20 protein-coding genes are annotated in these 20,321 nt (G+C 61.8%); 14 read left to right on the top strand and 6 right to left on the bottom strand.

Features of this window, described 5'->3' with window-relative positions:
- The first annotated feature begins 9 nt into the window (after positions 1-9).
- The 4 genes from CLV74_RS03215 to CLV74_RS03230 all read left to right on the top strand — a co-directional run bounded on the left by CLV74_RS03215 (position 10) and on the right by CLV74_RS03230 (position 3,728).
- Positions 10-735, top strand: a complete 726-nt coding sequence (locus tag CLV74_RS03215; protein WP_106262779.1) for a 16S rRNA (uracil(1498)-N(3))-methyltransferase — start codon at positions 10-12, stop codon at positions 733-735.
- 3 nt (positions 736-738) lie between these two features.
- Positions 739-1,686: a hypothetical protein gene (locus CLV74_RS03220; protein ID WP_106262780.1), complete on the top strand. Its 948-nt coding sequence runs from the start codon at positions 739-741 to the stop codon at positions 1,684-1,686.
- A gap of 105 nt (positions 1,687-1,791) precedes the next feature.
- Entirely contained in the window at positions 1,792-2,298 is a 507-nt protein-coding gene (locus CLV74_RS03225; RefSeq protein WP_106262781.1) for a hypothetical protein, read from the top strand.
- A 59-nt stretch (positions 2,299-2,357) separates the two neighbouring features.
- Positions 2,358-3,728 (top strand): glutamate--cysteine ligase, encoded by a 1,371-nt coding sequence (locus CLV74_RS03230; RefSeq protein WP_106262782.1) that lies wholly within the window; start codon positions 2,358-2,360, stop codon positions 3,726-3,728.
- A 120-nt stretch (positions 3,729-3,848) separates the two neighbouring features.
- On the opposite strand, the gene plsY is transcribed toward CLV74_RS03230, so the two are convergent.
- From plsY to CLV74_RS03250, 4 genes are read right to left on the bottom strand one after another with little or no spacing between them, the layout of a single operon-like run.
- Complete coding sequence (plsY, locus tag CLV74_RS03235) at positions 3,849-4,457, bottom strand: glycerol-3-phosphate 1-O-acyltransferase PlsY (RefSeq protein ID WP_106262783.1); 609 nt, start codon at positions 4,455-4,457, stop codon at positions 3,849-3,851.
- Positions 4,457-5,740: a dihydroorotase gene (pyrC, locus tag CLV74_RS03240; protein ID WP_106262784.1), complete on the bottom strand. Its 1,284-nt coding sequence runs from the start codon at positions 5,738-5,740 to the stop codon at positions 4,457-4,459. Before pyrC ends, plsY begins: the two co-directional genes overlap by 1 nt.
- 34 nt (positions 5,741-5,774) lie before the next feature.
- Entirely contained in the window at positions 5,775-6,308 is a 534-nt protein-coding gene (locus tag CLV74_RS03245; protein ID WP_106262785.1) for a hypothetical protein, read from the bottom strand.
- Positions 6,305-7,258 carry an aspartate carbamoyltransferase catalytic subunit gene (locus CLV74_RS03250; protein WP_106262786.1) on the bottom strand — a complete coding sequence of 318 codons (954 nt, stop codon included), beginning with the start codon at positions 7,256-7,258 and terminating at the stop codon, positions 6,305-6,307. The genes CLV74_RS03245 and CLV74_RS03250 overlap by 4 nt, the downstream gene beginning before the upstream one ends.
- Positions 7,259-7,419: 161 nt before the next feature.
- On the opposite strand from CLV74_RS03250, the gene CLV74_RS03255 reads away from it, so the two are divergent.
- From CLV74_RS03255 to CLV74_RS03275, 5 genes are all read left to right on the top strand, one after another.
- On the top strand, positions 7,420-8,235 hold the full coding sequence (locus CLV74_RS03255) for a uracil-DNA glycosylase (RefSeq protein WP_106262787.1): 816 nt from the start codon (positions 7,420-7,422) through the stop codon (positions 8,233-8,235).
- Positions 8,232-8,774, top strand: coding sequence for a molybdenum cofactor biosynthesis protein B (moaB, locus tag CLV74_RS03260; protein WP_106262788.1), 543 nt, complete (start codon positions 8,232-8,234; stop codon positions 8,772-8,774). Before CLV74_RS03255 ends, moaB begins: the two co-directional genes overlap by 4 nt.
- Complete coding sequence (locus tag CLV74_RS03265) at positions 8,771-9,229, top strand: NUDIX domain-containing protein (protein WP_106262789.1); 459 nt, start codon at positions 8,771-8,773, stop codon at positions 9,227-9,229. The genes moaB and CLV74_RS03265 overlap by 4 nt, the downstream gene beginning before the upstream one ends.
- Before the next feature lie 80 nt (positions 9,230-9,309).
- Positions 9,310-10,755, top strand: a complete 1,446-nt coding sequence (locus CLV74_RS03270) for an efflux RND transporter periplasmic adaptor subunit (protein ID WP_106262790.1) — start codon at positions 9,310-9,312, stop codon at positions 10,753-10,755.
- 3 nt (positions 10,756-10,758) lie between these two features.
- Complete coding sequence (locus tag CLV74_RS03275) at positions 10,759-14,124, top strand: efflux RND transporter permease subunit (RefSeq protein ID WP_106262791.1); 3,366 nt, start codon at positions 10,759-10,761, stop codon at positions 14,122-14,124.
- A gap of 4 nt (positions 14,125-14,128) precedes the next feature.
- On the opposite strand, the gene CLV74_RS03280 is transcribed toward CLV74_RS03275, so the two are convergent.
- Positions 14,129-14,935 (bottom strand): protein-disulfide reductase DsbD domain-containing protein, encoded by an 807-nt coding sequence (locus CLV74_RS03280; protein WP_245888444.1) that lies wholly within the window; start codon positions 14,933-14,935, stop codon positions 14,129-14,131.
- A gap of 105 nt (positions 14,936-15,040) precedes the next feature.
- Here CLV74_RS03280 and CLV74_RS03285 point away from each other — a divergent pair, with 105 nt between their 5' ends.
- Positions 15,041-15,613: a YqgE/AlgH family protein gene (locus CLV74_RS03285; RefSeq protein ID WP_106262792.1), complete on the top strand. Its 573-nt coding sequence runs from the start codon at positions 15,041-15,043 to the stop codon at positions 15,611-15,613.
- Here the strand turns inward: CLV74_RS03285 and CLV74_RS03290 are convergent.
- On the bottom strand, positions 15,610-16,557 hold the full coding sequence (locus CLV74_RS03290) for an L-threonylcarbamoyladenylate synthase (protein ID WP_106262793.1): 948 nt from the start codon (positions 16,555-16,557) through the stop codon (positions 15,610-15,612). The genes CLV74_RS03285 and CLV74_RS03290 overlap by 4 nt on opposite strands.
- A gap of 118 nt (positions 16,558-16,675) precedes the next feature.
- Here CLV74_RS03290 and CLV74_RS03295 point away from each other — a divergent pair, with 118 nt between their 5' ends.
- From CLV74_RS03295 to CLV74_RS03310, 4 genes are all read left to right on the top strand, one after another.
- The gene (locus CLV74_RS03295) at positions 16,676-18,394 is read left to right on the top strand and encodes an acyl-CoA dehydrogenase (RefSeq protein WP_106262794.1); all 1,719 of its coding nucleotides are present in this window, start codon (positions 16,676-16,678) and stop codon (positions 18,392-18,394) included.
- Positions 18,391-19,434 carry an MBL fold metallo-hydrolase gene (locus CLV74_RS03300; protein WP_106262795.1) on the top strand — a complete coding sequence of 348 codons (1,044 nt, stop codon included), beginning with the start codon at positions 18,391-18,393 and terminating at the stop codon, positions 19,432-19,434. Before CLV74_RS03295 ends, CLV74_RS03300 begins: the two co-directional genes overlap by 4 nt.
- Before the next feature lie 91 nt (positions 19,435-19,525).
- Positions 19,526-19,660, top strand: coding sequence for an aa3-type cytochrome c oxidase subunit IV (locus CLV74_RS03305; RefSeq protein WP_106262796.1), 135 nt, complete (start codon positions 19,526-19,528; stop codon positions 19,658-19,660).
- 23 nt (positions 19,661-19,683) lie between these two features.
- Positions 19,684-20,316, top strand: a complete 633-nt coding sequence (locus CLV74_RS03310) for a polysaccharide deacetylase family protein (RefSeq protein ID WP_106262797.1) — start codon at positions 19,684-19,686, stop codon at positions 20,314-20,316.
- The last annotated feature ends 5 nt before the right edge of the window (positions 20,317-20,321 follow it).

The following is a 20,321-nucleotide window of genomic DNA, read 5'->3' on the forward strand; positions in this document are numbered from 1 at the left end:
GGTGTCTCCATGTCGACGAACGCCAAAATACGCCTCTATGTAGATCACCCCTTGGGGCAGGGGCAAACCATTCCCTTGGAACGCGAGCAAGCTCATTACCTCTTTGGGGTGATGCGCCTGTCTGTGGGGCAGCACGTGTTGCTTTTCGATGGTAAGAACGGGGAATTTCTGGCCGAGGTGACCGAGGCCGGTAAGCGCGGCGGTTTGCTGACCTGCCTTGAGCAAACGCGTCCCCTGCAACTGCCGCCCGATTTGTGGCTGATGTTCGCCCCGATAAAAAAGGCGCGGACCGATTTTATCGTCGAAAAGGCAACGGAAATGGGCGCGGCGCGGATCATGCCCGTGCAAACCGATTTCACGAACTCAGAGCGCATTCGGCAGGACCGTCTGCAAGCCCACGCTCTGGAAGCAGCCGAGCAATGCGGCGGTACCTTCGTGCCCGAAGTCTGCGATCTGCAAAAGCTGGATCGCCTGCTGGCCGATTGGCCCGAAGACCGGCAGCTGATGTTCTGCGATGAGGCCCGCATGGGCGAGGCGCTGGGTCTGACCGGCGCAACCCGTGGCCCTTGGGCGATCCTGATCGGCCCCGAAGGCGGTTTTTCTGAGGCCGAACGCACCCGTTTGGGGGCTCTGCCTCAGGCCCGTGTTGTCAGCCTTGGGCCACGCATCCTGCGGGCGGACACGGCGGCAGTGGCGGCAATGACTTTGTGGCAAGAACATCTTGGCGATTGGTGAGCGATGGAAGAGTGGCTGGACCCTGCACTTGAGTTGGACCTGATTGCCGGTTTTGACGAGGCCCTTGCCCGCGCAGGCATGTCCGGACACTGCAAAATCCGCGCAATCCTGAAGGATTCGCCCGAAACGCTGGTAGCCCTTGGGGATTTTGACGCCGATCTGGTGGTCTTTAAACTGTTTCGCGGCCCTGACGCGGGAAAGCTGGTCAGGAAAGCCGCCGAGGCGCTGAACTTTTTCGAAAAGCGCCTGAAAACTGCCGATGCGGCTATGGTCTCGGTCGTGGCCACTGCGCCCAAGGCGGGCATTCTGGTGATGACACAGGCCGCAGGTACACCGGTGAACCGCCTCTTAGGGGTGGAAAGCGTGGATCAGCACGCGCTGATGCGGCGCTGTGCGAATTGGTTGACCGTTTGCGCAGGGGATGACTTGGAGGTGCGCCGGATGGCTCCTGGCAAACCGATCCAAGAGGTGAAAGCCCTGTTCGAGGAATACCACGATCAAGACATGCACCGGTTGGCCAAACGCCTGTTGCGTGAATTGCGCAAGCAGCGCGAGCCGCTGAAAGGTCATCCCCTGGTCTGGAGCTATTCGCACGGTGACTATGCCCCCGTGAACGCCAGCGACGACGGCAACTGTCTGACCGCATACGATATTCAAGGCGTGCCGCGTTTGCCGCTGGCTCGTGTCGCCTGCCGTTTTCTGGTGGCCAAGGACCTGAACCGCCCGCCTGCGGATCGTCTGCTTTGGGGACTGGATGCGGATATGGCGATGGCCTTTCTTTCGGGACTGCCGCCCTCTGTCGGTGAAGATATGGCGGTGATCCGCTTCTATATCGGGATCGCAATGGCGCAGCGTCTGATGCGTGACAACTTTAACGATGAAGGCCGTAAGGCTGTGAAAAAGCGTATCCAGATGTATTTGCGCGATCCGGTACCGGCGCAGGAAGACTGACGCCTTTCCCGCTTTTCCTGTCGCTCGGCGGGTTGGAAAACCAGAATGCAGGGTTATCTTGGGGAAAGAGCAAGCCGCTCTTGATGCTTGCGGAAAGGTGCACCGATGATCCGGCCAGAGGTAAAAGAAGCCCTGATGCGTTGGCGCGGCGTCATCGCCTCGCTTGTGGTGGCAGCTTTAGGTCTGCGGTGGTTGGTGACCGGCTTTGGTTTTATCCCGTGGATCGGTGCGGCGCTTTTGGTGGCGGGCATCGCGCTGGCGTTGGCGGCCTTGCAGAAGATGCGGTTTTCCCAAGGACGCGGCGGCCCCGGTGTGGTCGAACATCTTGAGGGCCAAGTGGTCTATTACGGCCCCGATAGCGGCGGCGTTGTCGCTTTGACCGAACTTTATCGTCTGGAACTGGACCCAAGCCGCTCTCCTGCGGTGTGGCGGATGTATCAGACCAAGATGGATACTGTAGAAATTCCGGTCACTGCCGAAGGGGCGGACGCCCTTTTTGACATCTTTTCGCGGCTGCCCGGAATCAACACCACACGCATGATTGATGAGTTGCGCTCTGGCGCACATGACCCTGTTACAATTTGGCGCAAGGACCACTTGCGGCTGCATTGACACAGACTGTCAAATCGGCACAGGTGTTTCACTCACGACGGAATAAGCGGAGATCCCGGATGTCCATCCCTCAAAGCGGCGGCGGCCTAATCGAAAACGAAAGCCAGCTGGCCGAATATCTTGCATCTGGGTGCAAGCCCCGCGAAGACTGGCGCATCGGGACCGAGCATGAAAAATTCGGCTACTGCAAGGATACGCTGAAGCCGCTGCCCTATGAGGGACAGCGTTCGATTCTGGCGATGCTGGAGGGCCTGCGTGATCGCCACGGCTGGGATCCGGTGCTGGAAGGGGACAAGCTGATCGGTCTGACCAAGGATGGTGCGAACGTCAGCCTTGAGCCGGGCGGCCAGCTTGAACTGTCGGGCGCGCCGCTGGAGACGATCCACCAGACCTGTGATGAGGTGAACCAGCATCTGGCTGATGTGAAAGATATCGCCGATGAGGTTGGCGTGGGCTTTATCGGCCTCGGCGCGGCTCCGATCTGGAGCTATGAGGACATGCCCCAGATGCCCAAAGGCCGCTATCGCCTGATGACCGACTATATGGACAAGGTCGGGACCATGGGCAAATCCATGATGTACCGGACCTGCACTGTGCAGGTGAACCTCGACTTCGGGTCCGAGGCGGATATGGTCCAGAAAATGCGCGTGGCACTGGCGCTGCAACCGGTCGCAACGGCCCTCTTTGCGAACTCGCCCTTCTTTGATGGCGAAGTGAATGGCCATAAAAGCTGGCGCAGCCGCGTCTGGCGCGATCTGGACAGCCGCCGCACCGGCATGCTGCCTTTTGTGTTCGACGAAGGCTTCGGCTTTGAGGCATGGGTGCAATACGCGCTCGATGTGCCGATGTATTTCGTCTACCGCGATGGCAAATACATCAATGCTCTGGGCCAGAGCTTCCGCGATTTTCTAAAGGGCGAATTGCCCGCACTGCCCGGTGAAAAGCCGACTCTCAGCGATTGGGCCGATCACCTGACAACGATCTTCCCCGAAGCCCGCGTGAAGAAATTCATCGAAATGCGCGGCGCCGATGGCGGCCCGTGGCGCCGTCTATGCGCCCTGCCTGCGCTTTGGGTAGGGCTGATGTATGATCAGTCCTCGCTCGATGCGGCTTGGGACCTGTGCAAGGACTGGACGTCGGCACAGCGCGACGCTCTGCGCATCGCCGCATCGGAACAGGGCCTGCAGGCGCAAGTGGATGACATCCGGATGCATGACCTTGCCCGCCAAGTGGTCGAAATCGCAGATCAGGGCCTGAAAGCCCGCGCCAAGCCCGGCGCCGGTGGCCTTGTCCCCGACGAGACCCACTTCCTTAATGCGCTGAAGGAAAGCATCGAAACCGGCCAAGTCCCCGCCGACGAGTTGCTCGCGCGCTACACGGGCGATTGGAACGGCGATTTGGCACGTATATACGCAGACTACAGTTACTGAGATTTTGGATGTGGTAGGATTTGAGTATTTGGACAATAAGGAAATTAGGCTTCCTTATTGCTTAAATACTCAAATCCGAAGCCATCAACAAAGTGAGGCGCCGTTTATGTGAGCGGCGCTTTATTTTTGCCCGATCTTGGGTTCAGTCCCGCTCAGTAGGCGCGAGATGTTTTGGTGATGGCGCACAAAGATCAAAGCGGCCAGTGCTGCTGCGAGGGCTGCGATTTCGGGTGCTCCAAGAGCGTAGGCCCAGAGCGGGCTTGCCGCTGCGGCCACGAGAGCCGAGAGGGACGAAATTCTCAGGGTCTTCGCAATAGCCAGCCATGTCAGGCAGCAGGCGATGCCCACGGGCCAGTAAAGCGCCAGCATCAGACCAAGGAAAGTCGCAACCCCTTTGCCGCCCTTGAAGCCAAGCCATACGGGGAAACAGTGACCGAAGAATGAGGTAAGACCCGCGATCTGCGCCGCATCCTCGCCGAAAAATGCACGGGCCAGCAGAACGGCAACGGCCCCTTTGCCACCGTCCAGAATAAGCGTCGCAGCGGCGGCTTTTTTGTTGCCGGTGCGCAGGACGTTGGTTGCGCCGATGTTGCCTGAGCCGATCTTGCGCAGGTCTCCAAGGCCCATGGCTTTGGAAATCAGAACGCCGAAAGGGACCGAACCCAGAAGGTAGCCAGCAACGGCGGCGATCAGCAAGAGGCTGGTGGGGTTTGTGATCTCGGGTAGCATCAGAGCGCTCCGTATACAAAGTCACCGCCGACAAGTGTGGCGCGGATGCGGCCTTCCAGACGCGCGCCATCGAAGGGGGTGTTCTTGGATTTCGAGTTCAGGCGGAAACGGTCCATGACGAAGGGCGCGTCGGGGTCAAAGACCACCAGATCGGCGGGGGCTCCGGCGCTGAGGCGGCCACCGGGCAGGCCAAGGCGCTTGGCGGGGTTCAGTGACATGGCGCGGAACAGCTGCGGCAGATCTAGATGGCCCGCATGATAAAGGCGCAGGGCGGCAGGCAGCAAGGTCTCCAGACCAACCGCGCCCGAGGCAGCCTCTTCGAAGGGCAGGCGTTTGCTTTCTTCGTCCTGCGGCGTGTGCATCGAGCAGATGATGTCGATCAGACCGGATTTCACCGCCTCGATCACCGCCAGACGGTCGGTCTCGTCCCGCAAAGGCGGGGTCAGTTTGAAGAAGGTCCGGTAGTCGGCCACATCCAGCACGTTCAGCGTCAGGTGGTGGATCGAGATCCCTGCGGTGATGTCCAGACCGTTGGCCTTGGCCCGTTCCAGAGCGGGCAGGGCGCGGGCGGTGGTGATCTGGTCGGCGTGGTACTTGGCGCCGGTCATCTCGACCAGAGCGATGTCGCGATCAAGGCCCATCCGCTCGGCCATGGGGCTGACCGACGGCAGGCCGCGCAGGGTGGCGAATTTGCCCGCGCTGATACAGGCACCTTTCGACAGGCCCGGTTCTTGCGGGTGTGCGATCACCAGAGCGTTCAGGCTGCGCGCATAGGTCAGGGCGCGGCTGAAGACCTTGGTGTTGGTCAGCACATGATCACAGTCGGTGAAGGCCACAGCGCCTGCGTCTTGCAGAAAGCCGATCTCGGTCATTTCCTCGCCGCGGCGGCCTTTGGTCAGCGCCGCCATCGAGTGCATGCGGACAGGCGTCACCTCGCGGGCGCGGCGGGTGACGAATTCCAGCGTTTCGGGGGTGTCAATCGAGGGGTTGGTGTCAGGGCGTGTGACGATGGTTGTCACACCGCCTGCCGCAGCCGCGAGACCCGCCGAGCGGAAGCTTTCCTTGTGCCGTTCACCGGGCTCACAGACCTTGACGCCCATGTCCACGATGCCGGGCGCAAGGCAAAGGCCGTCGCAGTCAAAGGTCTGGTCCACGCGGGGCGCGGGGGTTTTGCCTTCGGCGCCGGTGGCCAGAATGGTGCCGCCGTCATAGGCCAGCCAGCCACGGGTTTCGGTGCCCGCTTCGGGGTCGATCAGGCGGGCGTTGGTGAGCAGCGTCGTCATGCCGGTCCTTTCGGGTGCGTCAGTCTTCGGGCGATCAGGTCAGGGCCCCGAGGGCCAGGGCGATCAGCACCACAATTGCGATAATAAGAAGCAGGATTTTATAGCCGCGTCCGTGTTGCACGGGCGGGACCTCTGCGGTGCCGGTAAGGGCGCCTTTGGCCATCTCGGCGGGAAGGGGTTCAAAGGAGACGGGCGGCTTTTCTTCGGCGTAAGAGCCGATCAGCGTCACGCGCGGGTCCAATTCCAGTTGTACGGCGCGGTCAGCAAAGGCACGGCTCATGACAACCATCACGTGGCCATCCAATGCGGCCAGACGGCTGCGGTCGGGGGCCAGCAGAGTGTCAGGGATGCCTTGTCCTTCGGTCAGATAGCCAAGCAGACCCAGCCCTTCCAGATCGGAGACCGGAAAGATCTCGACGTATTGAGGGTCGATCTGGTCGACTCCCAGCAGCTCGGTCGCACGGGCGTTTTCCTGAACGTAGGGCTTTGCCTCCGCATCGCTGAGCGACAGGGCAAAGACGCGGACCGTATCAGGCTCTAACGCTTTGATGTCGACCGTTGCGTTCACGCCATCACTCCGGTTTCACGCTTGGCGCGCAGGTTGCGGGCTAGCAGGTCCATAGCGGCCATGCGGACGGCAACGCCCATTTCCACCTGTTCCTGAATGACGCTGCGGTTGATGTCGTCGGCAATCTCGCCGTCGATTTCCACGCCGCGGTTCATCGGGCCAGGGTGCATGACAATGGCGTCCGGCTTGGCAACAGCCAGCTTTTCCGCGTCCAGACCGTAGCGGTGATAGTATTCCCGCTCGGACGGGATGAAACCGCCATCCATGCGTTCTTTCTGAAGACGCAGCATCATGACAACGTCTACGTCCTGAAGACCCTCTTTCATGTCCTGATAGACCTCGACCCCGAATTCGGCGAAGGCCGAGGGCAGCAGGGTGGGCGGCCCGATCAGGCGGATGCGGTTCTCCATCTTGCCCAGAAGCAGGATGTTCGAGCGGGCCACGCGGCTGTGGGCGATATCCCCGCAGATCGCGATGTTCAGACGCTGAAGCCGGCCTTTGGCGCGGCGGATGGTCAGGGCATCCAGCAGAGCCTGCGTGGGGTGTTCATGTTTGCCGTCACCGGCATTCAGCACCGCACAGTTCACCTTCTGCGCCAGCAGGTCCACCGCACCGGAATGGGGGTGACGGACCACCAGCAGGTCAGGGTGCATGGCGTTCAGGGTCATGGCAGTGTCGATCAGGGTCTCGCCCTTTTTGATCGAGCTGGCCTGCATCGACATGTTCATCACATCGGCCCCAAGGCGCTTGCCTGCCAGCTCAAAGCTGGCCTGCGTGCGGGTCGAGTTCTCGAAGAACATATTGATTTGCGTCAGGCCCCGCAGGGCCTCGGAATGCTTGACCGATTTCCGGTTCAGTTCGACGTAGGACTCGGCCAGATCAAGCAGAGCCGTGATGTCGAACGGGTTCAGTTGTTCGATCCCCAGCAGGTGAGTATGGGCGAAACTCATGGAACCTCCGCGATTTTGGGGACGGTATAGCAGGGCTGGCTTTCGCTACAAGCATCACAAGTGCATCTATATCCTTTGATTGGTCGCGATCCCCAGTTTTGTGAGGGTGTCAGGGGCGGTTGGCGCTTGTCCTAGGCGGGCTGGGAACTTAGCTTGCGGCCATGGAAATAGCTCATTGGGATTCTCATGCGGCACTGGCCGCGCTGACATGGCAGCTGGAAGCTGGCGTGACAGATGTCATTTGTGATGATCCCATTGACCGCTTTGCTGAATTCGCCGAGGCCGAAAAGGCCCGCGCCGAGGCGCAAGCGGCCAATCCCTTGCCGGGTGCGCCCGCGCAAGCAAAGCCCACGCCCCAGCCGATCCAGCAGGTTAACCCGATGGCCGAGGCGCAGCATCTGGCCCATCTTTGCGCCGATCTGGACAGCCTGCGCACCGCGATGGAGGGCTTTGAACATTGCCCGCTGCGCATGGGGGCCAAGCAACTGGTCTTTGCCGAGGGCGATCCCGCTGCCGATGTGATGGTTCTGGGTGACGCACCCAACCGCGATGCGGATACCGAAGGGCGTCCCTTTGCCGGTGCTGAAGGGATGTTACTGGACAATATGTTCAAGGCCATTGGCCTGTCGCGGGAAGGTAAGGGCAAAGAGGGGCTTTACGTCACCAACGTTCTGCCGTGGCGGGCCCCGCGCAACCGTGATCCGAACCGGCTGGAGATTGACGCGGTGCTGCCGTTCCTGCGCCGTCATATCCAGTTGGTGAAACCCCGCGTGATCGTTTTGATGGGCGAGATTGCCTGTCAGGAAGCCCTGCAAAAGCGCGGCCTGTCGCGCCTGCGCGGCCAGTGGGCCAAGGCCTTTGACACTCCGGTGCTGCCGATCTGTAACCCCGCCATCTTGATGCAGCGCCCCGCTGCCAAGCGCGAGGCATGGGCAGACCTTCTGTCCCTGCGCGCCTATCTGGACAAAGACACATGAGCCGTATCGACGAGAGCAAAGAATTCATCCCCGTTCGGATCGCCGTGCTGACCGTCAGCGATACCCGCTCCTTAAGCGAAGACCGCTCGGGTGATACGCTGGTCGGGCGGATCGAAGAGGCGGGCCATGTGCTGGCCGACCGCAAGATCATTCAGGACGAGCGGGGCCAGATCGCCGCCCAACTGCGCGACTGGATCGCGGATGAGGGTGTGGATGTGGTGATCTCGACCGGCGGGACGGGTCTGACGGGGCGCGATGTGACCGTTGAGGCGCACCGCGACGTCTATGAGAAAGAGATAGACGCTTTCGGGACCGTGTTCACTATCGTCTCGATGCAGAAGATCGGCACCTCGGCGGTGCAAAGCCGCGCGACGGCTGGCGTGGCTGGTGGCACCTATCTGTTTGCGCTGCCCGGTAGTCCCGGTGCGTGCAAGGATGCGTGGGACGAAATTCTGAAGTGGCAGCTGGATTACCGCCACCGTCCCTGTAACTTCGTCGAGATTATGCCTCGGCTCGAAGAACACAAACGCCGGAAATGAAAGGGTTTCCGCCTCTGGGCGATGTGCCGACGCAGCCCGGATGGCGCGGGGCGGTTGTCATGTCGTTTGACGCCGAAGGCCGCGTGTTCATGCAGTTGCGCGATGACCATCCGGGCCTTGTGGGTGCGGGGCTTTGGAGCCTGTTCGGTGGTGGCGTCGAAGAAGGTGAGGATTTGCACAGTGCGGCCTTGCGCGAATTCCACGAGGAAACCGGAATCGCCCTGCCTGCCGATAGTCTTTACCCCTACGCCAGCTTGCCCTCGACCGCCCGAAAAGACGCGGCGCTTTATATATTCCGGACTTCGCATGTTGTCGCACCGCATCAGGTGGTGTTGTCCGAAGGGGCAGGTTTCGGGTTTCTGAACCCGCAACAAATCCGCGATTTTCCTGTGCTTCCACAGTTTCGGGCGCTGCTTTTGCAACGTGTTTGGTCCGAAAACGACGGAGACACGTAGTTATCACGTAACAGTGTTGTTGCTTGTCATCTTTGATGCGCGGGTAAAACTGCCATTACGCAGACAAAAGGGAGCGGGCCATGCGCTTTTTGCGCCATGCATTCACAGGTTTATTCCTACTGGCTGTGACCGCCGCGCTATTGGTGTGGGCGGCGTCGATGGTGCGCGAGGCAGCTTCGGCCCGCATGAATGACGGCGGAAGCCGCCGCCCCGCGCAAGAGCGGGTCTTTGCGGTGAATGTGGTCTCGGCCGTTGCGGGGCCGGAAACGCCGGTGCTGCGGGCCTTCGGGCAGGTGCAAAGCCGCCGGACGTTGGAAATTCGCGCCTCGGCCTCGGGCAGCTTGATTGAGGTCGCGCCGAACTTCGTCGAAGGGGGGCTGGTGGTGAAGGGCGATGTGCTGGCGCGGATCGATCCGGCCCAAGCCCAAGCGGCGCTGGACCGCGCCGATGCTGATCTTCGTGACGCGGAATTCGAAGTGCGTGATGCGGATCGGGCGCTGCTGCTGGCGCAGGATGACCTGACTTCGACCGAGGGGCAGTTGCAGCTGTATGAACGCGCTTTGCAACGTCAGCGCGATCTGCAAACCCGTGGGATCGGTAGCGTCTCCACCGTTGAGGCAGCAGAGTTGTCTGCCGCGCAGGCCCGCGCCTCGATGCTGTCGTCCCGTCAGGCGCTTGCCAACGCCGAGGCCCGCGTGGATCAGGCAGCAACCGCGCTGGACCGCGCGAGAATTGCCCGAAAAGAAGCGCAGCGCGATCTGGATGATACCGTGATCCGCGCCGGTTTTGACGGAGCCTTGTCGGCGGTGAATGTGGTTGAAGGCGGCCTTGTCTCTGTGAACGAGGCGCTGGCGACCTTGCTGGACCCGGATGATCTTGAGGTGTCCTTCCGCGTCTCGACCGAACAATTCGCACGGCTTCTGGATGAGAATGGCCGTTTGCGCATTGCGCCGGCCAAGGTGGTTCTGGACGTTGCGGGCGGCGATCTGGTCCGCGATGCCGAACTTAGCCGCGCCAGTGCCGCCGTTGCCGAAGGCCAAAGTGGGCGGCAACTGTTTGCCCGCGTGCTGGACCCCCACGGCCTGAAGGCAGGGGATTTTGTTCAGGTCGAACTGGACGAACCTGTCTTGACGGCCGCCATCCGCCTGCCGGCAACAGCCCTTGATGCGGCGCAGACGGTGCTGGTTTTGGGCGATGAGGGGCGGCTTGAGGTGGTTCAGGTCGCTTTGCTGCGTCGTCAGAAAGATGATGTGCTGGTGCGGGCTGATGGGCTAGCAGGGCGCATGGTTGTCGCTGAACGTTCGCCCCTTTTGGGGGCAGGGATCAAGGTGCGCCCCATCGGACAAGAGGCCCCCGCAGATGACATGGTTGAGCTGACCGAGGAACGCCGCGCCGCCTTGCTGGCCTTTGTCGAAGGTAACACCCGTATGCCCGCCGCGGCCAAGGACCGGATCAAGGCCGAGTTGCAGCAGCCCAAGGTCTCGGCCGAGACCGTGGCGCGTCTGGAAAGCCGGATGGGGAGCTAAGGCATGATCAAGGCTGGCGGCATCCTTTCCTATTTCACCCGCCACCGGACCGCGGCGAACCTGCTGCTGGTGGTTCTTCTGGCCGCAGGTTTCCTTGCGATGCCCCAGATGCGGGCGCAGTTCTTTCCTGATGTGGTGGTCGATGATCTGGATATCTCGGTCACGTGGGACGGAGCGGGCGCCGAGGATGTGGACAGCGCCATCGTCCAATTGATCGAGCCGGTGCTGCTGGCGGTCGAAGGGGTGACGGACGCCAACTCGGTCTCTCGGGAAGGGCGGGCCGCGATTGCGCTGGAGTTTGAACCTGGTTGGGACATTGCCCGCGCTGCCGATGACGTGCAGGCGGCGCTGGACCAGATCACCGATCTGCCCGAGGACGCGGACGAGCCGCAGGTGACCCGAGGCGGCTGGCGTGACCGCGTGACCGATGTGGTGATCACCGGACCCGTGGGTGTGGATCAGCTGGCGCGATTTGCCGATGAGTTTGTCCTGCGTCTGTTCGATGTGGGGGTGACGCGCACCACCATTCGCGGGATCGCCGCGCCGCAAACCCTGATCGAAGTGCCCTCGACCAACCTGATGGCCTATGACCTGACGATGGCGCAGATCGCCAATGCCATCGGGGCCGAGGTCAGCGCCGATCCGGCGGGTGACGTGGCAGGGGCCAATGCACGTGTGCGCACGGGGATCGAAAAACGTGGGCCGGACCAGATCGCGGGGATTGTCCTGCGATCGAACCCTGACGGGACGACTTTGACCGTTGGCGATGTGGCCACGGTAAAGGTCGAAGGCGTGGACCGCGCCCGCACCTATTTTGTCGGAGAGAATCCGGCGGTGTCTGTGCGGGTGGACCGCTCGCCCACGGGGGATGCCATCGGCATCCAGCGGCAGGTTGAAGAGGTGGCCGCCGCGATGCAGGACACCCTGCCCACAGGCACCACAATCGATCTGATCCGCACGCGGGCCGAGGCGATCACCGGACGCCTGAACATCTTGACAGACAACGCTTTGATGGGTCTTGGGCTGGTGGTTGGCCTGCTGTTCCTGTTCCTGAACGCCCGCATCGCGTTCTGGGTGGCGGCGGGGATACCGGTGGCTCTGCTGGCGGGCATCGCGCTGATGTATGCGGCGGGGATCACGATTAACATGATCTCGCTTTTTGCGCTGATCATCACCTTGGGGATCGTGGTGGATGATGCCATCGTGGTGGGCGAGCATGCCGATTACCGCACCCGCCGTCTGGGCGAAGATCCCGTGACCGCCAGCGAAATGGCCGCCCGCCGCATGGCGATGCCGGTCTTTGCCGCGACCCTGACGACGGTGGTGGCGTTCTTCGGGCTGGTCTCAATCGGTGGCCGCTTTGGCGAGTTGATTGCAGATATTCCCTACACGGTGATCGTGGTGCTGTTGGCCTCATTGGTCGAGTGCTTCCTGATCCTGCCCAACCACCTGTCACACGCGCTGGCTCATACGGGTCAAGAGCATTGGTATGACTGGCCCTCGCGGCAGGTGAACAAAGGCTTTTCCAAAATGCGCGATCACCTGTTCCGCCCCTTCATGGGGCTGGTGGTGCGGCTGCGTTATCCGGTGCTTGCGGGGGCGGTGGTACTGCTGGCCAGTCAGGCGGCGCTGTTTATTTCGGGCACCGTGACGTGGCGGTTCTTCAACGCGCCGGAACAGTCCAGCGTGACAGGCAACTTTGCCATGTTGGAAGGGGCCACCCGCGCTGACAGCATCGCCATGATGCGTGAACTACAACGCGCCACGAAGGCTGTCGGGGATCGCTTTGAGGCCGAACATGGGGTGAACCCCGTGACTTATGCGGTGGCCGAGATTGGCGGCAATTCGGGCCGTGGCCTGTCTGGCGCGGATGACAAGGATGGCGATCTGCTGGGGTCCATCGCGGTGGAACTGGTGGATGCGGATGCGCGCCCCTATTCCAGCTTTGAGTTCGTGGGTGCCTTGCAGGCCGAGGTGCAGAACCATCCCATGGCCGAGGTGGTTAGCTTCCGCAGTTTCCGTTCGGGTCCGGGCGGGGATTCGCTGGATGTACAGTTCTATGGCTCGAACGCGACGACACTTAAGGCGGCATCCGAGGCGCTAAAGGATGCGCTGATCCAGTTCCCAGAGGTCTCGGCGGTCGAGGATGATCTGGCCTATGACAAACAGGAACTGGTGCTGGAACTGACTGCGCAAGGGCAGGCGTTGGGCTTTGATATCGGCGGGCTTGGCGCGGTGATCCGCAATCGCCTGAACGGGATCGAAGCCGCCAGCTATCCCCTTGGTCCTCGTAGCGCGACGATCCGTGTTGAACTGCCCGAGGGCGAGACCACAGCCGATTTTCTGGATCGCATGATGCTGCCGACCGCGCAGGGAGAATTTGTGCCGCTGGCCGATATTGTGTCGGTGTCGCGCCGCGAGGGGTTCTCGACCGTGCGGCGGGAAAATGGCATCCGGCTGATCTCGGTCACTGGCGATATCTCTGAGGATGATCCCGCCCGCGCCGCTGAAATCCAGACCTTGCTTGAGACCGAAATCCTGCCCCGCATTTCCAGCGAAAATCAGGTCGAGTTCCGTATGGCGGGCCTGTCCGAACAGGAAGACGCGTTCCTTAAGGACGCCCGCACCGGTCTGATCCTTGTGTTGCTGGCGATATATCTGATTCTGGCGTGGGTCTTTTCCAGTTGGTCGCGCCCCTTGGTGGTTATGTCGGTGATTCCCTTCGGCCTCGTGGGGGCGATCTGGGGGCATTACCTGTGGGATGTGCCGCTAAGCATGTTCACGGTGGTGGGTCTTTTGGGGATGACGGGGATTATCATCAACGATTCCATCGTTCTGGTGACCACCATTGATGAGAACGCAGCAGAACGGGGCATTGTCCCGTCCATCATCGACGGGGCGGCAACGCGTCTGCGGCCTGTGTTGCTGACCACCCTGACCACGGTGCTTGGCCTTGCGCCGCTGCTGTATGAGACCTCGGCCGATGCGCAGTTTTTGAAGCCAACGGTGATTACCCTGTCCTACGGCCTTGGCTTCGGCATGTTCCTTGTGCTGTTGGTCGTGCCTGCGCTGGTGGCGGTGCAGGCGGATATCGGGCAGCTGGTACGCTCGGCCCGTCGGGGCGTGCGGGCGCGACATAGCGGATTGCGGCGCGGGGTGTTGACCACCGGTGCGCTGATTGGCGCTTGGGGTGTTGTCACTGCTGGTTGGATGGCTGCAACGGGTGCCGTGCTGCCGCAACTGGCGCAGATGGTGACGCCGCCTGCCTCAATGGCGGGGGCAGTTGGCCTGTTCCTGATTGGGGCGTTGGTGCTGTGTCTGGCGGGCTATCTGGTTACGTTGACCGCGATCACCCGCCGAAGGACCTGAGCCGTTATTTGCAGCCGTCGATTTCCACGGTGTATTTGCTGCCGATCACGGTAATCGTCACTTCGCTGCGGTTCACAAACACTGCGCCGCCGCCAGCGGTGGACAGGGTGGTCTGAACATAAAGCGTATCGCCTTGGCGCTGGCTGTGGGGCACGTCCACCCAGACCTGCGGGGTTGCAACCTCGATCACCGCATCCTCATGGCCGCCCGCGAAGGGCATTTTGACGGCGGCGGTCAGGGTCAGGCCACGTTCATCAGGGCGCACGTCGCATTGCACGTCACGCACACCAGCCTCTTTCGCGGTGAAAGGGATCGCCGCCATAGCTGCCGCGATCTGCGGGTTGCGTTTGCCTTGCAGGGGCAGGGCGGCATTTAGCGGCAGAGTCACGGGCATGCAGATGTCCTGACACACGCCAATGTCGGCTTGTCCGCGCAGGGTGATCGGTTTCGACGGGTCTTTCGGCGTCAGCCGCAAAGGCAGCAGCATGCCCTCTTTGTAGCCAATGGACCGCAGCCCTTCGCGGTCAAACACATGGGGCGCAGGCCAGAGGTAATCCACACGGGCCAGATTGTCCGAGGCGCTCCAGTCGAACATCGGGGGGATGCCCCCTTCGCCGGGGGCACGCCAGTAGGTCTTCCAGCCGGGGGCCAGTTGCACGTCAAAGGCAGCGATCACCGCGCCATCGGCCTCTTGCCAGCCGGGCAGGATGCTGTGGCGGATCGTGTCGTCATACATGCCCGCTTGCGCCCCCGAGAGAGGCAGCGAAAGCAGGGCAGTCAGACATGCGGAAAGAAGATGGCGCTTTTTCATGCAAGTTTAGATGCGGTCTAAGCGAAGTTTTGCCAAGTCACGTTCCAGCGATGGAATGTAACGCAAGTCCTTGTCTGTGACGCAATTGCAGCACATCTTAGAGATATGAGCGATAGTAAACCCACTGATCTGACCGGCAAGCTTTTGATTGCCATGCCCGAAATGGGCGATCCGCGCTTTGATCATAGCGTGGTCTATATCTGCGCCCATTCCAGCGACGGGGCGATGGGCCTGATTATCAACAAACCGGCAGACGATGTGAACCTGACGGACCTGCTAGAGCAACTCTCGATCGATGAGGGGCCAGACACCCGCAACATCCGCGTCCACTATGGCGGGCCGGTGGAACATGGTCGGGGGTTCGTGCTGCATTCGGCGGATTATATCTCGGACGTGTCGACCCTGAAGGTGGACGGGCGGTTCGGGATGACCGCGACGCTGGATATCCTTGAGGATCTGGCGCGGGGCGGCGGGCCCCATCATGCGTTGATGGCTTTGGGCTATGCGGGCTGGGGACCGAACCAGCTTGAGACCGAATTGCAGCAGAACGGCTGGCTGGTCTGCGATGCCGAGCCCGAGTTGGTCTTTGCCACAGCCAATGCGGATAAATGGGTCGGCGCGTTGGGCCTTTTGGGAATTGATCCGCTGATGCTGTCCGCAAGCGCAGGCCGCGCTTAATCGCGGGGCGCGGCGGCGCGACTCAAGCGGTCATTGATCGCCAGACCCAGACCGGTGTTCGGGATCGGCGCGACGGCAATGCCTTTGGGCTGCATGGCGTCCAACTGGTGCAGAGCAGGAAAGAGGTTCATCGCCGCTTCCCGTGTGTCGCCCTTTTCCGACAGGTTGATCGTGCAGGCCATGGGGCCGAATCCCAGCAGCACTTCGCCCGCCTGAATGCTGGTGGCGTTCAGGCGCACGCTGGCCCCTGGCGCGTAGTGTGAGGTCAGTTGCCCCGGCGCAATGATCCCTTCGCCCGCGCCCGCAAGGGGGGCGCCCAAGGTGGCCTCGGCATCCTCGACCGCCAGACCACCGGGGCGCAGCAGGCGGGTTTCATCGTCATAGACGCCGATGATGGTTGATTCGACGCCCACGGGGCAGGCACCGCCATCCAGAACGGCTGCGATCCGTCCTGAAAGACCCGCCATCACATGGGTGGCTGTGGTAGGGCTGATCTTGCCCGAAGGGTTCGCGGAAGGCGCCGCCAAAGCGCAGCCGCTTTCCCGCATCAATCGCCGCGCCAATGGATGGGCGGGCAGACGCAGGGCCACGGTGTCCAGACCTGCGGTGACCAGCGGCGACAGGCCGTGGCCTTCGCGCAGGGGCAGCACCATAGTCAACGGGCCGGGCCAGTGGGCGTCGGCCAGCACCTGAGCGCGTTCATTCCAGATCACCAGTTCCTTGGCACTGTCCACATCAGGCAGGTGCACGATCAGCGGGTTGAAACTGGGGCGGCCCTTGGCCTCATAAATGCTGGCGACGGCGTCGGAATTGCGGGCATCACCGGCAAGGCCGTAGACGGTTTCGGTCGGCAGGGCGACAAGCTGACCGGCACGCAGCAACTGGGCGGCGCGGGCGATCCCTTCGTCCGAAGGGGGCAAAAGCTGGGTGTCCTGTGCGACCATTGTACCTGTGACGCGGCGTTTCAGTTGATGGCATGGACCGGTGCAGTCCATTTTGCTGTTAACCGAACCCATAGCGGGGGCGCGGCCTAAGGCCAAGCCCGCTTGAGAGGAGCAAGCCATGCCCTACCGTGCGCCAGTCAATGAATTCCAGTTTATCTTTGACCACATTGTCGGTCTGCAATCGGTCACCGCGACCGAACGTTTTGAGGACGCCACCACAGATGTGGTCGCCGCCATCCTGACCGAGGCAGGCAAGCTGTCCGATGAGGTTCTAGCCCCCGTGAACCGTGCAGGTGATCTGGAACATACCCGTCTGGAGAACGGCGTGATGCGCAGTCCCACCGGCTTTGCAGAGGCCTACAAGGGCATCGCTGAAGGTGGCTGGGTTGGCATCGCCGCGCGGCCCGAATCGGGCGGCATGGGGCTGCCGATGACCGTGGCTAGCGCAGTGAATGACATGATGGGTGCGGCCTGTCTGTCGCTGCAACTGGTGCCGCTGCTGTCCATGGGCCAGATCGAGGCGCTGGAGCATCACGCAAGCGATGCGATCAAGGACCTCTACCTGCCCAAGCTGACCAGCGGTGAATGGTCCGGCACGATGAACCTGTCCGAACCGCAGGCGGGCTCGGACGTCGGCGCACTGGCCACGAAGGCCGAGCGCAATGACGACGGCACCTACAGCATCACTGGCCAGAAGATCTGGATCAGCTGGGGCGACACGGATTTCTCGGAAAACATCTGCCATCTGGTGCTGGCGCGTCTGCCCGATGGGCCGAAGGGAACCAAGGGCATCAGCCTGTTCATGGTGCCCAAGTACATCCCCGATGAGGACGGCAATCCTGGCGAGCGCAACGACCTGAAGGTCGTCAGCATCGAACACAAGATGGGCCTGCATGGCAGCCCGACCTGCGTGATGGAATATTCCAGCGCGAAAGGCTGGCTGGTGGGTCATGAGCATGGCGGTATGGCCGCGATGTTCACCATGATGAACAACGCCCGTCTTGGGGTTGGGGTGCAGGGTGTCTCGGCCGCCGAAGGGGCCTATCAGCACGCACTGGCCTATGCGATGGAGCGTAAGCAGGGGCGCACTCCGGTCGAGGGCGCTGGCGCGATCATCGACCACGCAGACGTGCGCCGGATGCTGGCAGGGGCCAAGGCCGATATCTTTGCGGCGCGCTGTATCTCGCTGGCCTGTGCGGCGGCGATCGATATGGGCACAGCGACGGGCGATGCCGCATGGCAGGCCCGCGCGGCTTTCCTGACGCCGATCTGTAAAGCATTTGGCACCGAAACCGGTATGCGCGTGTCGGAAACCGGTGTGCAGGTCTATGGCGGCATGGGCTTTGTCGAGGAAACCGGCGCGGCGCAATACTACCGCGATGTCCGCGTGACCGCGATCTATGAAGGCACCAACGGCATTCAGGCCATGGACCTAGTGGCGCGTAAACTGATGGACGGCGGCGACGCCGCCTATGCCCTGCTGGACGAGATCGAGGCACTGGCTGAACAAGCCCGCGCCAGTCTGCCTGATCTGGCCGAGCCTGTCTGGCAAGCGACCGAAACCCTACGCGAAGCCACTGAATGGATGGTGGGGCAAGGGGACCTGAACGAACGCTTTGCCGGTGCGGTGCCGTTCCTGATGGGCTTTGCACGTGTGCTGGGGGGCTATTACCACCTGCGCGCCGCGATGACCGAAGGGGGGCAGGGCCGCCGCAGCCGCCTTGCGCAATTCTACATCCACCGGCTATTGCCCGAGCACAAAGGCCATCTGGTTCACGCCCGCCAAGGGGCGGCAGACCTTTACGCCATCACTCATGAGGATCTGGAAACCGCATGACTCGACCTGCCCGCGTGATCTCGATGCCGTGGACCGACCCTCCTGCCGAGGGTGAGGCGATCGAGGTCGCAGAGGGGGTGCTGTGGATGCGCATGCCGCTGCCCTTGGCGCTGGATCATGTGAACGTCTACGCGCTGCGGGACGAGGACGGCTGGACCGTTGTGGACACCGGTATGTCATCGCGCCGCAGCAAGGCAATCTGGCAGGGGCTGATGGACGGCCCCTTGCAAGGTCTGCCCGTGCGGCGGGTGATCGTCACGCACCATCACCCTGATCACGTGGGGCTGGCGGGGTGGTTCCAGTCTGTCCACGGGGCAGAGCTGGTGATGACCCGCACCGCATGGTTGCTGGCGCGGATGCTGCAAATGGATGAACAGGACCGCCCCTGCGCCGAGACCCAGCGTCACTGGCGCCGCGCGGGCATGGATGCGGACCTGTTTGCGCAGCGATTGACCGAACGGCCCTTCAACTTTGCCGATATGGTCGCGCCGATGCCTCTGGGCTTTACGCGGATTGCGCAGGGCGACCGGATGCGGATCGGCGGGCGCGATTGGACCGTTCACACCGGCGGCGGTCATGCGCCCGAACACGCAACGCTTTGGTCCGATGATGGTGCCTTGGTGCTGGCCGGCGATCAGATCATCAGCTCGATCAGTCCGAATGTGGGCGTCTATGCGACCGAACCTGATGCCGATCCATTGGCGGACTGGCTGGAAAGCTGTGAGCGGCTGGAAACCCTTTGCACCATGGAACAGCTGTGCCTGAGCGGTCACAAACTGCCGTTCCGCGGCCTGCCGCACCGGATGCGCCAGTTGATCGAGAATCACCACAACGCCTTGCCACGCCTTGTGGCCTATCTGGAAACGCCCAAGACGGCGGCGGATTGTTTCGCGCTGCTGTTCCGGCGCAAGATCGGGCCTGCGGAATACGGTTTGGCACTGGTCGAGGCTGTTGCCCACCTGAACCATTTGTACGCAAAAGGTCTTGTTTCGCGGGAAATGTCCAAGGATGGCGCTTGGCTTTGGCAGCAAAGCGGGTAAAAGTCTGCGGCAAATGACCCTAGCTGAGGCCCCGTGACATGTACGGCGGAATCACCTAAACGCTGGGTAACAGACAGGAAAGGACGCCACCATGGCTGAGCACAAGCACGGTTCGATGGACATCTCGGTTCAGGAAGCTACCTTCAATGGCTTCGTCAAATTCACCAAAAACGCCGTGATCGTGATCATCGGTGTTCTGATCCTGCTGGCGCTGACCGGCGCATAATTTTCCGGGTTTCCGGGGGCTTCATGTATAGACGTGCTTTTTTGCTGGGTGCGCCGGCGGCATTGGCCGCTTGCGCAGCCGAACCCGTGTGGGCTCCGGATGAAGAAATCAGTCGCTGGCGGTATCGGCACAACGGCCCGCCCGCGATCACACTTTATACGATGATCAGCAATGATACCGATGCCGGCGCGCATTCGGGTCTGTTGATCAACGCCCCTGCCGAGCGCGTCATGTTCGACCCCGCGGGGACCTTCAAGTTCAGCGAAGCACCCGAACGCAACGACGTGTTCTTCGGCGTCACCGAACGTATCCGCGACTACTATGAGCGTTACCACAGCCGCGTGACTTTCCGCGTGCTGTCGCAGCGGGTCGAGGTGACCCCTGAGGTCGCGCAGACGGTTTATGAGCGGGCACTGGCTTTTGGCGCTGTGCAGAAGGCCAACTGCAGCCGCGCAGTCAGTACTGTTCTGCAGGATCTGACGCCGTTTGAAGGCGTAGGGGTGACCTACTTCCCCAAAAACCTGAGCCGTGATTTCGAAAAGATCCCCGGCGTGGAAGAGCGCCTGCTTTTCGAAACCGATGAGGATAACAAAGCGCTGGCTTTGAAAGCCTATGAGGCCGAAGCCAAGTTGAAGGCCAAGCAGGCGGGGCAGTAGGCCCC

The sequence above is a fragment of the Donghicola tyrosinivorans genome (assembly GCF_003003355.1).
GTDB classification, from domain to species: Bacteria; Pseudomonadota; Alphaproteobacteria; order Rhodobacterales; family Rhodobacteraceae; genus Donghicola; species Donghicola tyrosinivorans.